The sequence below is a fragment of the Amycolatopsis xylanica genome (assembly GCF_900107045.1).
Lineage (GTDB): Bacteria > Actinomycetota > Actinomycetes > Mycobacteriales > Pseudonocardiaceae > Amycolatopsis > Amycolatopsis xylanica.
Genome location: NZ_FNON01000012.1, coordinates 95,770 through 109,325 on the forward strand (window position 1 = coordinate 95,770; position 13,556 = coordinate 109,325).

Here is a 13,556-nt window from a genome sequence, read left to right on the forward strand (position 1 = left end):
GCTTAAATGGGGATTGACCTGGCGCCAAGACGTCATCGGGAGGCAAGCTGATCGCGTCAGGACCAACAGCACGGTAGGAGACACCGATGACTGTGACCGACAAGCCCCTCTTCGGCGGCAAAGTCAGCCTCCGCCCCGCAGGCGCTTCCGACGCGGCCCGGTTCCAGGAGATACTGGGCCACCCCGAAGTCGCACGCTGGTGGGGCGACGCCGAGGAAGGTGTCGCGGAGCAGGTCGCCTACCTGCTCGACGCCGACGAAGACACGACCTGCTTCGCGATCGAAGCCGACGACGGGATCGCGGGCATCATCCTGGCCTTCGAGGAGGACGATCCGCAGTACCGGCACGCGGGCATCGACATCGCCGTGCACCCGGACTTCCAGGGCCGCGGCATCGGCGCCGACGCCATCCACACGCTCGCCGCCTTCCTGCTGGAGCAGCGCGGTCACCACCGGCTGGTGATCGACCCGGCCGCGTCGAACGAGGCCGCGATCCGGGTGTACAAGCGGCTGGGGTTCAAGCCGGTCGGCGTCATGCGGCGCTACGAGCGCGGGCCCGACGGGACCTGGCACGACGGCCTGCTGCTGGACCTGCTGGCGGGCGAACTGGTCTCCCCGTGATCTGGGGTCGTGAGTGGTACGGCCGGTTCTAACCGGCCAAAACACTCACGACGTCAAGCGGGCTGGAGGCGGGTGATGCGGCCGAGGTCGGCGCGGAGCAGGTCGTCGTAGTCGATCGCGAAATCCCCATTGGGCAAGGTTTCCTCAGCCTGGACCCCGACCACGCGGTCGGGCAGGAACGCGCGCAGCTTGTGCCGCATGCCGTCTTCGTAGCGGACCTCCTCACCCCAGTCTTCGGCGTCATCGGTGCCGAAGACCAGGTAATGGTCCGTCGCGACCGGCGTCCGGAGATCCGGCACGCCCCCGGTGTGACAATCCAGCGCGGGCAACACGATACGGTCCGGCTCCGACGGCCGGTACCACATCAGCAGCGGCTTGGCGCGGTGCGCGTCGGCGTTGTCGAAACAGCAGAGCGCGATCGAACGGCCGGGGAACACATCCGCGTAGAACTCGAGCAGCTCCGGCTTGAGCACCGGACGCTTGTGCGGGGCGACCCGGCTCAGCGCGGCGGGCACGCGCAGCGGGTCTTCGGCGAGGACGACCGTGTAGATGTCGTGCTCGAACACGGTCACCTCGTCGTCGGCGCCCATCCAGGCCATGCCGCCCGCCGCGGCGACCGGGCGGGTCGCCGCGGCCATCCGCGCCAGGATGTCGTCGTGCCGCCCGACCGGGATGAACTGGTCCGGCCGCATGCCCGAGGTGGACACGTGCAGCAGCATCGCGTTGGGGCCACCGGCCAGGTTCTCCGCGGTGTTCTGGTAACCGAGCACCTCGATGCGCCCATGCTCGGGGTGCTCACAGCGGCCGCCGTACAGGGTCGTCCCGCTGAACTCGGCCACGTCGCTCGAAACGCACATACCGCGCAGGCTAGTCACTCGCCGAGGCCGCGCCGAGCAGGTTCCGGATGCGCGCCGTCACCTTCGCGAACTCGGGTTCCGCGACCGTCCGCACGTAGTCCCGCTCGGCGGGCAGCTCCACCGGGATGATCTCCTCGATCGTGCCCGGCCGCGCGGTCATCACGACCACCCGGTCCGCGAGGTACACCGCCTCCGCGATCGAGTGCGTCACCAGCAGGACGGTCGTGCCCGTCTCCGCCCAGATCCGCCGCAGCTCGACGTTCATGTGCTCGCGCGTCAACGCGTCCAGCGCGCCGAACGGCTCGTCCATGAGCAGGACCGGGGGCTTGTGGAGCAAGGCGCGGCACAGCGCCACGCGTTGCTGCATGCCGCCGGACAGCTCGTGCGGGTAAGCGTCCTCGAAGCCGGTGAGGCCGGTCATCTCGATCAGCTCGTCCGTCCGGCGACGGGCCTCCGCCGCGGGCAGGCGGCGCATTTCCGCCTGCAACAAGATGTTCTTGCGCGCCGAGCGCCATTCCAGCAACGCCGCGCGCTGGAACACGTAGCCGATGTCGCGACGCGGGCCTTCGACCGGCGAACCCAGCAGCGACACCGTTCCGCTGGACGGCCGCAGCAGACCCGACACCAGTTTCAGCAGCGTCGACTTGCCGCAGCCGGACGGCCCGACGATGGACACGAACTCGCCAGGCCGCACCGAGAGCGAGACGTCGCGCAGCGCCGTGACGTCGGTTCGCTTGGTACGGAAGGAAACGCCGACGTCCGCCAACGACACCAGGTCCGCCACCCGGCTGGCCGTCATGCTCATCCCTTCACCGCGAAACTGGCGTCCCAGTACTTCGACGGCGCCTCGGCGGTCTTGATCAGGCCCGCGTCGGCGAAGACGGTGATCGTCTTCTTCCAGTCAGCCTCGTCGTTGACGCCCGGCGGCAGCGACTTGGTCGCGTCGGTGTGCAGCAGCTGGATGGTGGCGGTGAACTGGTCCGTGAGCACCTTCGCGGACGGCAGCTGCTCGGACGCGCCCGCCATCGCCTCGACCGCTCCGGGAACGTCGGCGCTCGCCGCCGTCCAGGCCTCGGTGGTCGCCGCGACCATGCGCCGCACGAGCTCCTTGCGGTCCGCGATCGTCTTGTCCTGCGCCACCAGGCCGTTGCTGAAGTAGCTCAGCCCGAAGTCGGCGTACTTCAGCGACGACACCGGCTTGCCCGCCTTCTCGGCGATCGTCGGGCCCTGGTCGGTCGCGTAGCCGAGCAGCGCGTCGGTCTTGCTCGCCAGCACCGCGGCGATCTTGCCCGCCGCGTCGGTGTTCTGCATGACGACGTCGCTCTCGCTCATCCCGTTGGCCTTCAAGAAGATCGGGAACGTCTTCGTCAGCGCGTCACCCGCGGTGGACGCGATGGTCTTGCCCTTGAGGTCGGCGGGCTTGGTGATGTTCTTGTCCGAGAAGAACTGCACCGAGGACGGCGTCTTCTGCAGGAACACGCCGACGCTCTTCACCGGCATGCCCTGCCCGACGCCGCCGAGCAGCGCGGAGGTGTCCGCCCAGCCGAAGTCGGTCTGCCCGCCGCCGGTCACCTGCACGGTCTTCTGCGAGCCCTGCCCTGCCTGGATGTTCAGGTCGATCTTGTGCTTGGCGAAGATGCCCTTCTTCTTGCCGTAGTAGAAAGGCGCGTGCTCGCCGTACGGGTACCAGTTCAGCGTGAGGGTCACCTTGTCCAGCCCGTCACCCGTGGACTCCTTCGCAGGTTCGACCGACGGCGCGCAGGCGGCGGTCAACGCCAGCAAGGCCACTATGAACACGCGGAGCTTCATCGGTCTTCCCTTCAGATGGTGGCGACGGCGCCGGAGTCCGAGCGGCGGCTCACGTGCCACGGCAGCACGAAGTACTCGAGCACCTCCACCAGCACGAACAGCACGACCCCGAGCAGCGACATGATGAACAGCCCGGCGAACAGCACGGGCGTGTCCAGGTTTCCGTTGGCCTGCAGGATGACGTAGCCGAGCCCGGCGTTGGCGCCGACGAACTCGCCGACCACCGCGCCGGTGACGGCGAGCGTCGCGGCGATCTTCAGCCCGGAGAACAAATACGGCAGGGAGGCGGGAAAGCGGATCTTGCGGAAGGTCTGCCCCCGCCCCGCCCCCATGGTGGCCGAGAGCTGCAGCATCTCCGGGTCGATCGACTTGAGCCCGGTGACCATCGAGATCACCACCGGGAAGAACGCCATCAGCACGGCCACGAAGATCTTCGGCGTGAGCCCGAACCCCAGCCAGACGACGAACAGCGGCGCGATGGCGATCTTCGGGATGACCTGTGCGAACAGCAGCAGCGGGTAGACCGTCTTCTCGACGGCGGGCGAGGAGACCATCAGCACGGCGGCCAGCACGCCGACCACGATCGCGATCCCGAAGCCCAGCACGGTCTCGTAGGTGGTCACCCAGGTGTGGAAGCCGAAGTAGCCGGGCTTGTCGAGGATGACACGGAGCGTGTCGCCCGGTGACGGAACGAGATAAGGCTTGACCAGCCCGGCCGCCGTGACCACCCACCAGAGCACGAAACAGGCCGCCAGCAGCGCCACCGGAGGCCAGCTCCGCTTGACGAACGCGCCGAACCGGCCCTGCCGCCCCGCGCTCGCGGGCGTGGCGGACTTCCGCCTGGTCAGATCGTCGATGCGGGCGACCATCGCGCTCCGTTTCCTCGAGGGCAACGCTGCCGAGAAAGCGCTTTCAGCGCCACCCTAGACACTGCGAAACAGACTGGTCAAGCACGACGCGTCGCGACCCGTCCCGCTCACCGGGAGCCCGGCGGCGCAGTCACAGAACCCGACGATCCGCCGCAAGTCAACCATTGTCTGACCTCCTGACGGGGTCTAGCATCACTCAATTGTTAGGGAACTTTCCTAACAATAACCTCCCATGTTTCCCCCGCCGCCGTGTGCCTGAGGAGGCGCGCTCGTGAAGTTCCGGCAGAGATTCTCCCGAACCCCGATCCGGTTACTGGCGGTGACCACGCTCGCCGTCGCCGTCTGCGGCGTCGCCGCCGTGCCGTCCGCCACCGGCCAGCCGGCCCCGGTCACGGCGCTGTCCGTGGCCGCGGACGCGGGCACCGCGACCCCCATCCCCGGTTACCTCATCCAGTCCTCTTCCAAGGTGAGCGACGACTCGGCGGTGACCAAGCCCGGGTTCCCGACGAGCGGCTGGGTGCCGGTCTCGTCCCGCTCGACGGTCTACGCGGGCCTGCTCGCCAACGGCAAGTACCCCGACCCGTTCTATTCGACCAACATGAAGAACGTCAACAAGGCGGACTTCTCGGTGCCGTGGTGGTACAAGGCCGATCTGAACGTGGACTCGACCGACAAGCGCACCTACCTCGACTTCTCGGGGGTGCTGTCCAGGGCGGACGTCTGGGTCAACGGCACGAAGGTGGCGGACTCGGCTCAGGTCAGGGGCGCCTACACCCGCCACGACCTCGACATCACGGCGCAGGTGAAGCAGGGCGCGAACGCGATCGCGCTGAAGATCTACCCGAACAACCCGAACGCCGACCTGACCATGGGCTGGATCGACTGGGCGCAGACCCCGCCGGACCAGAACATGGGCATCGTGCGTGACCTGCTGGTCCGCCGCAGCGGCCCGGTCGCGCTGCGCGGCGCGCACGTGAACACCAAGCTGGCCACGAACCTCGGGCACGCGGACCTGACCGCCAAGGTCGACGTCCGCAACGACTCGAGCGCCGCGGTCACCGCGACCGTGTCCGGCACCGTCGCCGGCGTCGCGATCAGCCAGAACGTCTCCTTGGCCGCCAAGGAGAAGAAGACCGTCACGTTCGGCTCGGTCGGCATCGACAACCCGGACGTCTGGTGGCCCGCCGGCATGGGCGGCCAGCACCTCTACGACCTGAAGCTGACCGCGAGCGTCGCGGGCGCGGCGTCGGACGTGGAGAACGAGCGCTTCGGCGTGCGGGACATCAAGGCCCCGATCAAGGACAAGGGCCGTCTGTACACGATCAACTTCCGCCCGCTGCTCGTGCTCGGCGGCGGTTACTCGCCCGACCTGTTCCTGCGCTGGGACCCGGTCATCGCCAAGGACCGGCTCAAGTACGTGCTCGACATGGGCATGAACACCGTGCGCCTGGAAGGCCACATCGAGCCGGACGAGTTCTTCGAGATGGCCGACGAGCTGGGCGTGCTGACCATGCCCGGCTGGGAATGCTGTGACAAGTGGGAAGGCGGCAGCGGCGGCGAGAACGGCCAGGCGTGGACCGCGGCCGACCACGTGACCGCGAAGCTCTCGATGACCGGCGAGGCCGAGCGCCTGCGCAACCACCCGAGCGTGATGTCCTTCCACATCGGCAGTGACTTCGCGCCGAACGGCACCATCGAGAAGGAGTACCTGGACGCGATCAACGCGGCCGACTTCTCCGTCCCGGTGATCCCGGCGGCGTCGGCGAAGTCCTCGCCGCAGCTGGGCAGCTCCGGCATGAAGATGAACGGCCCGTACGACTACGTGCCGCCGGTGTACTGGTACGACAAGGCGCACGCCGACTCCGGTGGCGCGTGGGGCTTCAACTCCGAGACCAGCGCGGGCGTCGACATCCCGACGATGGACACGCTGAACCGGATGATGTCGGCGAGCGAGCTCGACACCATGTGGAAGAGCCCGTCGACGGCGCAGTACCACCGCTCGCAGTCGTCCACCTTCGCCAACCTGAAGCTGTTCGGCAACGCGCTCAACGCCCGCTACGGCAACTCGTCGAGCCTGCAGGAATGGGTGAAGAAGGCGCAGCTGGCGCAGTACGAGAACATCCGCGCCGAGTACGAGTCGCACGCGCGGAACTTCACCGACTCGTCGAACCCCTCGACGGGCCTGATCTACTGGATGCTCAACAGCGGCTGGACCTCGCTGCACTGGCAGCTGTTCGACCGCTACATGGACCAGGGCGGCAGCTACTACGGCGCCAAGAAGGCCAACGAGCCGGTCCACATCCAGTACTCGTACGACACCAAGTCGGTCGTGGTGATCAACAAGAACCACGGCACCGCGAGCGGGCTCACCGCCTCGGTCAAGCTGTACAACACCGACGGCACCGAGAAGTTCAGCCAGACGGCGAACGTGTCGGTCCCCGGTGACGGCGGCAAGGCCACCGCGCTGACCATCCCGTCGGTCAGCGGGCTGTCCACCACGTACCTGGCGAAGCTGGTGCTCACCGACTCGTCCGGCGCCGAGGTCAGCCGCAACGTGTACTGGCTGTCGTCGGGCACCCAGGACGCGCTCAACTGGAGCGGCACCGACTGGTACTACACGCCGATGTCGTCGTCGGCGAACCTGACCGGCCTGAGCTCGCTGGCGCAGACCACGGTCTCCGCGAGCGCCAGCTCGACCACCTCCGGTGACACGACCACCACCAAGGTCACCCTGAAGAACACCGGCACCGGCAAGACGCCGGCGTTCTACCTGGACGCCCACGTGGTCGTGGGCAGCACCCCGGTGCTGCCGATCCAGTGGAACGACAACGCGGTCAGCCTGTGGCCCGGCGAGCAGACCACGCTCACCGCCACGTACCGCACGGCTGACCTCAAGGGCGGTTCCCCGTCCGTGCGTGTCACCGGCTACAACACCGCCACGCAGACGGTCCCGGCCGGTGGCGGCGGCGGTGGCGACCAGCAGGCGCCGACCGTGCCCGGTGGCCTGCAGAGCACCGGCGTGACCTCGTCCAGCGTCGCGCTGGCGTGGAACGCCTCGACCGACAACGTGGGCGTCACCGGGTACGACATCCAGGTGAACGGCGCGGACGCGGGCAGCACCTCGGGCACCACGTTCATCGCCACCGGTCTCGCGGCCAACACCGAATACAGCTTCAAGGTGCGCGCGAAGGACGCGGCGGGCAACGTGTCCGCGTACAGCGCGGAGGTCAAGGCGAAGACCAGCGGCGGCGGTGACCCCGGCACGCCGGTGGACTACCAGGCCGAGGACGCGACGATCGTGAACGGCGTCGTGGAGTCGAACCACGCCGGGTTCACCGGCAGCGGGTTCGTCAACTACGACAACGTGGTCGGCAGCTCGGTCGAGTGGACGGTCAACGCCGCGGCCGCCGGCACCGCGAACGTGGTGTTCCGGTTCGCGAACGGGACCACGGCCAACCGGCCGATGGACATCTCGGTCAACGGCACGGTGGTGTCCCCGGGGGTCTCGTTCCCCGGCACCGGCGCGTGGACGACCTGGGTGACCAAGACGGTCACGGTCCAGCTGACCGCGGGCGTCAACAAGATCAAGGCGGTGGCCACCACCGCCAACGGCGGCCCCAACGTCGACAAGATCACGGCGTAATCGGGGATAAAGCGGGCTTTATCCCGGGTGCTCTTTCCCGGGATAAAGCCCGCTTTATCCCGTAGTCGTCCAAACGAGACGCTGCTCCCGATCCGGATCGTCCACAGTAGACGAGACGTCGTCGAACAGCCTTGTGGTACGCGATTCCGGGGTGTACGCGGGCCAGCCGGGATTCCCGCTCGCGATGAAGCGGACCCACGCGGAGTGCATCTCCGTCGCGACGGCCTGCAGCCGGTCCCAATCGGGCTTACGGGCCCCGAAAAGGTACCGCCAGTTCACGTTCCGGACGTCGTCGAACATCAACGCCAGGTCGAGCCCGTGCGGCGCGCCCATTCCCTTGCCGAACGGCCTGATCCGCCAGTCCAGCCGGTACATCCACACGGGACGGTCCTGCGCCTCGGCGAACCGGATCGCCGGGATCCACCAGTCCCCCGCGGTGAACGCGTGCCGCTCGGCGAGTTCCGCGGGCCAGTCCGGCAGCAGCGCGCGATAAGCGGCCCGTGCCTTGGCCAGCTCCTCGGGATTCAGCACGGTCGAGCCGCTCCCGAGCAGCCGCGCGCCGCCCCTGGTCAGCATGTGGAACAGGTCCTGCTCGTCGTGGGTGGTCCCGATCAGCACCGGAACCTTGGCCTTCACCTCACCGGGACGCCGGGGCAGGACGGTCCCGTCGACGACCACCCGGTAGGTCACCATGGTGCCCGAGGCGAGCCCGACCCGTTGCTGCGCCGCGACAATCTCCTCGGCGGGCAGCTCACGCAGCTCGCCGCCCGCCTCGGCCTGGACGGCGTCCGCGATCTTCGCGGCCTCCTCCGGAGTGTCCACAACGGACCCGACGCCGGTGCCGCTCTGGATGATCGCCTGCCGGATCAGCCCGTCGACGGCGGGCACCGCGAGCAGCGTCCCGACCGTACGCCCGCCGTTCGACTGGCCGCCGAGCGTGACCCGGGCCGGGTCGCCGCCGAACGCGGAGATGTTGTCCCGCACCCATTCCAGCGCGCGGATCTGGTCCAAGGTGGACACGTTCACGTCCGCGATATCCGGCCGGTAGAGCATGCCGAGCACCCCGAGCCGATACGCGATGGTCACCACGACCACACCGTTGCGCGCGAACGCGCTCCCGTCGAACTGGTTCGGCGAGCCCATCACCCCGCCACCGCCGTGAATCCACACCAGCACCGGGTAGGGCCCGGGCGCGGCGGGCGCGTAGACGTTCAGGTAGAGACAGTCCTCACCGCCGACAAGCCCTTTCCCGGTGAGCGCGGGCTGCAACGCCATCGGCGGAAGCTCCAGCGCGTCCCGGACCCCCGCCCACGGCGTGACCGCCCGCGGGGCCCGGAACCGCAGCTCGCCGACGGGCGGCGCGGCGTACGGCAGGCCCAGGAAGAGCTGGACACCATCGCGTTCCACACCACGGACGATCCCGTCGGCGAGCTGTCGATCAACGAACGTCACTTACGATCCTGACGGCCAGGTCACCTGAGGCGACTTGTAGTACTTGATACCCAGCAGTTTCCACAATGGCCCCTGCTGCGCGAGCCGCTTGCTGAACGCCGTCCAGTTGTGCGTGCTCTGCGGCGACCACCCGAGCTCGGCGAGCCCGACCAGCCTCGGGAAGGTCATGACCTCGATGTCGCCCATGGTCTTGATCGTCTCGGTCCACAGTGGACCTTCGACGCCGGCGACAGCCGACTCCCCGACCCCGCTCAAGTAGGCGCCCGGGTTCCAGTCGTAAGCCTTCTTGACCTCGATCGTGCCTGCCCAGTCGTTACCGGGTGAGGTGCTGCTCGTGTACTTCATGTCCAGGTACGCGCGGTTCGCGGGCGACATCAGCACCTTGGTGCCGTTGTTCTTGACCGCGTTGGCCACCGCGGTGTTGCTGGTGTTGGTGTCCCAGAACTGCGCCACCGCGCCCGCGACCGGCGTCGCGTTCGCGATCTCGTGCCACCCGATCGGCTTCTTGCCGTGCTTGAGCACGATCTGCTGCACCCGGTTGATGAAGGTCTTGTAGTCGGCCGGTTGCGTCGACTTCGCCTCATCCCCGCCGATGTGCAGGTAGGGACCGGGCGTCAACGCCGCGAGCTGCCCGACCACGGCGTCCAGGAAGGTGTACGTGATCTCCTTCGAGGTGCACAGCGAGCTGAACCCGACATCGGTCCCGGTGTACAGCGGCCGCGCCTTGCCATCACAGTTCAGCTCGGCATAGGACGCCAGCGCGGCGTTGGTGTGTCCCGGCATGTCGATCTCGGGCACGACGGTGATGTACTTCGACTGCGCGTAGGCGACGATGTCGGCGTACTCGGCCTGTGTGTAGTACCCGCCGGCGCCGCCCCCGACCTGCGTACTGCCGCCGTAGGTGGCCAGCCGCTCCCAGCCGTTGATCATGATCCGCCAGCCCTGGTCATCGGCCAGGTGCAGGTGGAAGTAGTTCAGCTTGTACCGCGCGATCTCGTCGATGAACCGCTTCACCTGCGCGACCGTGAAGAAATGCCGCGCCACATCGAGCATCGCGCTCCGGTACCCGAACCGCGGCTGGTCGACGACCTTCCCGCCGGTCAGCTTCCACGGCCCCGCGGTCACGGTGCTCCCCTGCGCCTGCGGCGGGAAAAGCTGCAGCAACGTCTGCGCCCCGGCGTACAGCCCGGCCGCCTTGTTCGCCCGGACGGTCACCCCGTCAGCGGTCACGTCGAGCTGGTAGCCCTGGTCACCCACACTCGCGGGAGCCCCGGACAGCAGCAGCTGGATCCCGTCGGCGGCGGGCGGGGTGTGCACCGGAATGGCGTACCCGGTCGACTTCCGCAGCGTCGCGGCCAGCTGGTCCCCGATGCCCGGCACATCGGTCGAAATCGCGACGCTGGACGGCAGCGTGTAGGTCACCCCACTGGTCTGGACCGCGCTGGCAGGCGCCGGGACGATGCTGCTGAACGGAACGGGACCGGGAGCCGCTGCTGCCATGGTCCCGGACCCTAACGGCACCGAAGTGGCCAGCAGCAGCGCAGCGAGCACGAGCCGCACTCTGGACGAGCTCATAAAGATCCTCCATGGTTCAGGAAGCTTCCAAGGAGCGAGCTGGGGAGAGTGCGGCGTGCTGTCCCGAAGTCGCTGACCTGATTCAACCAGAGCGGGTAGCCCCGAACCAGGCGTCCGCCCCCTCCCCGTCGGACCGGGGTCGTGAGTGCTGCGGCCGGTTCTAACGGACCGGTACCTGGCGACCGACCACGCGAGTCTCGGCGCGAGTGGAAGGTTTGCTCCGTTAGATGCAGAAATTCTTCCACTCGCTCGGACTCATCCACCCTGGGCACGTGACAAGGGCCGCCCTTGCAACGCTGTGGGTGACAAAGGCCGCCCGTGTCACCCAGACCGGGGCCCGGCGCATGGGAAACGGAGCGTTGAACGCCTCGTTTCCCACACACCACCACACATAAGTCACTGTCGTTCCGCTGAGCGTGACACAAGCCCCGTTCATACCGACCAGCCAAGCCCAGGCCAGGCGTAGACCGCCAAAAACCGGCTGGCTCTAACCGGTCAAAGCACTCACGGCCCCTCTGCGGCGTCAACCAGCCCCTCGCCTGCGACGACCGAGAGCGACCATCTATCCTGCTCGCCGTTAGAGTGACAAGTCCTGTTGCTCTCGATTTGCGTTGTCGGGAGAACGGGAGCACTCGAGTGGCCGCCGTCCTTGATGCCGTGACCGGCTCACCCGCCCGGCCCCAGAAGCCCGCCCAGCGCCTCGACATCCAAGGCCTGCGTGCGCTCGCCGTCGGCCTGGTCGTCTTCTACCACCTCAGGCCCACCTGGCTCCCAGGCGGTTTCATCGGCGTCGACGTCTTCTTCGTCATCTCGGGCTTCCTCATCATCGGCACGCTAACCAGCGAGATCCGCCGTACCGGTCGCCTGGGCCTGCTCGAGTTCTACGCTCGCCGCCTTCGCCGCCTGGTGCCTGCCGCGACGGCCGTGCTGCTGGTCACCGTGGCCGCGACCGTGCTGCTGGCCCCGGTTTCCCGCTGGCCGGATGTGTTCCGCGAGGTCGTCTCGGCCGCGCTGAACGTTCAGAACTGGACGCTGGCGGTCCTGTCCTCGGACTACGCGCACGCCACCGCGACGGCTTCGCCGGTACAGCATTTCTGGTCGCTGGCGGTCGAGGAGCAGTTCTACCTCGTCATTCCGCTGATCCTGCTGACCAGCGCCGTGCTCGCGGCCCGGAAGAAGGCGAATCCGGCGCGCTGGGCGTTCGGCGCGGTCGTGCTCGTGAGCGTGGTGTCGTTCGCGTTCTCGGTGCTGTTCACGCCCGCTCACCACGGGGCCGCGTACTTCATCACGCCGACGCGGATGTGGGAACTCGGCATCGGCGGACTGGCGGCGATCGCGTTGCACCGGCTCCGCCTCGGCGGGCTCGCGCAGCTGCTGCTCGGCTGGATCGGCCTCGCGGCCGTCGTCGTCTCGGCCGTGACACTGACGACCGAGATGGCCTTTCCCGGCTGGATCGCCGCGATCCCGACCCTCGGCACGGTCGCGCTCCTGCTCGCGGGTGACGGGAACGAGCACACCTACGCCGAGATCACGCCCTACCTGAGCGTGCCGCCGCTGCGCTACATCGGCGACATCTCGTACAGCCTGTACCTCTGGCATTGGCCGGTCATCGTCTTCTTGCTGGAGCAGTCAGGGAATACCCATCTCAGCGCGTTCCAAGTAGTGGTCGCCTCCGCGCTGAGCTTCGCGCTCGCGGCGGCGTCCAAGCGCTTCATCGAAGACCCGTTCCGCAAGCCGAAACGACGGCGCGTCACCTATCTGCTCGGGGTGGCCATGGTGGCGACGAGCGTCATCGTGGCGACCGTTCCCTGGCACTTCGGGCAGGCCAAGCTGGACGACCTCGCCGCCCGCTCCGCGCTCACGAACAAGCACCCCGGCGCACTCGCCTTGTCCCCCGTCGAGCCGAGCCCGGTGCCGACCGGCGTCCCGATCGTTCCAGATCCCGCGATCGCCCGCGACGACTTCCCGCTGCTCGACCGCCCCGGCTGCGCCACCTACGACTTCGAGAACAAGCTGACCGGCTCGGCGTGTGGTTACGGCAACCCGAACGCGACGAAGACCGTCGTGCTGCTCGGTGACTCGCACGCGGCGATGTACAGCACCGCGCTCGCCGAGTACGTCGGCAAGCACACCGACTGGCGGCTCAAGGTCGTCGTCCGCAACGGCTGCCCGTTCACCGCGACCGCGCCGAGCGAGGCCGGGATCCCGCTGACCAACTGCGCCGACTTCAATCAGACGGCGCTGGAGTCGGTCGTCGCGCTGCGCCCGAACCTGGTGATCACGGCGGCCATGTCCCCGCAGTCCTATGTGGAGGACCTGGAGTGGACCTGGCCGTCGCGGTCGGTGCTGGTCGACGGCTACCGCACGGTGCTGACCAGGCTGAGCGAAGCGAACATCCCCGTCGCGGTCATCCGGGAGATCCCGCGGCCCTCGCTCAGCGTGCCCGCCTGCCTGCAGCGCAACCCCGATCGCGCCGCCTGCGACACCCGGCGGCAGGCCGCCTTCCCGTCCGAGGGCGACCCGCTGGCCGAAGCCGCGGACGGGCTCAGCGGGGTCAGGATCGTCGACATGACGAACTGGCTCTGCGACGGCACGTCGTGCCCCGCGGTGATCGGCAACGTCGTCGTCTACCGGGACAACCACCTCACCAACACCTACGTGCGCACGCTGAGCGGCCCGCTCGCGGCCGCGCTGGGGCTGTTCTGACCCGGGTGGACTGACCAGCGACAAT

Annotated in this window: 9 protein-coding genes; 3 read left to right on the forward strand and 6 right to left on the reverse strand. The window is 68.1% G+C overall.

Going from position 1 to position 13,556, the window contains the following annotated elements; all coding sequences use genetic code 11:
- The first annotated feature begins 86 nt into the window (after window positions 1-86).
- Entirely contained in the window at window positions 87-620 is a 534-nt protein-coding gene (locus BLV57_RS38305) for a GNAT family N-acetyltransferase (RefSeq protein ID WP_091298393.1), read from the forward strand.
- A gap of 53 nt (window positions 621-673) precedes the next feature.
- On the opposite strand, the gene BLV57_RS38310 is transcribed toward BLV57_RS38305, so the two are convergent.
- The 4 genes from BLV57_RS38310 to BLV57_RS38325 are packed head-to-tail and all read right to left on the reverse strand — an operon-like array spanning window position 674 to window position 4,155.
- A complete protein-coding gene (locus BLV57_RS38310; protein WP_091298395.1) occupies window positions 674-1,477 on the reverse strand; it encodes a hypothetical protein in 804 nt (267 codons plus the stop codon).
- Window positions 1,478-1,487: 10 nt separating this feature from the next.
- The gene (locus tag BLV57_RS38315) at window positions 1,488-2,282 is read right to left on the reverse strand and encodes an ABC transporter ATP-binding protein (RefSeq protein WP_091298398.1); all 795 of its coding nucleotides are present in this window, start codon (window positions 2,280-2,282) and stop codon (window positions 1,488-1,490) included.
- The gene (locus tag BLV57_RS38320) at window positions 2,279-3,286 is read right to left on the reverse strand and encodes an ABC transporter substrate-binding protein (protein ID WP_091298399.1); all 1,008 of its coding nucleotides are present in this window, start codon (window positions 3,284-3,286) and stop codon (window positions 2,279-2,281) included. The genes BLV57_RS38315 and BLV57_RS38320 overlap by 4 nt, the downstream gene beginning before the upstream one ends.
- 11 nt (window positions 3,287-3,297) lie before the next feature.
- Window positions 3,298-4,155 carry an ABC transporter permease gene (locus BLV57_RS38325; RefSeq protein WP_091298402.1) on the reverse strand — a complete coding sequence of 286 codons (858 nt, stop codon included), beginning with the start codon at window positions 4,153-4,155 and terminating at the stop codon, window positions 3,298-3,300.
- A 271-nt stretch (window positions 4,156-4,426) separates the two neighbouring features.
- On the opposite strand from BLV57_RS38325, the gene BLV57_RS38330 reads away from it, so the two are divergent.
- Window positions 4,427-7,798, forward strand: coding sequence for a glycosyl hydrolase 2 galactose-binding domain-containing protein (locus tag BLV57_RS38330; protein ID WP_091298404.1), 3,372 nt, complete (start codon window positions 4,427-4,429; stop codon window positions 7,796-7,798).
- A 54-nt stretch (window positions 7,799-7,852) separates the two neighbouring features.
- On the opposite strand, the gene BLV57_RS38335 is transcribed toward BLV57_RS38330, so the two are convergent.
- Both BLV57_RS38335 and BLV57_RS38340 read right to left on the reverse strand, forming a co-directional pair.
- Window positions 7,853-9,250, reverse strand: a complete 1,398-nt coding sequence (locus BLV57_RS38335) for a carboxylesterase/lipase family protein (RefSeq protein ID WP_091298407.1) — start codon at window positions 9,248-9,250, stop codon at window positions 7,853-7,855.
- Entirely contained in the window at window positions 9,251-10,825 is a 1,575-nt protein-coding gene (locus BLV57_RS38340; protein ID WP_091298410.1) for a beta-N-acetylhexosaminidase, read from the reverse strand.
- 636 nt (window positions 10,826-11,461) lie between these two features.
- Here BLV57_RS38340 and BLV57_RS38345 point away from each other — a divergent pair.
- Window positions 11,462-13,531 carry an acyltransferase family protein gene (locus BLV57_RS38345; protein ID WP_091298414.1) on the forward strand — a complete coding sequence of 690 codons (2,070 nt, stop codon included), beginning with the start codon at window positions 11,462-11,464 and terminating at the stop codon, window positions 13,529-13,531.
- Window positions 13,532-13,556: the final 25 nt, after the last annotated feature.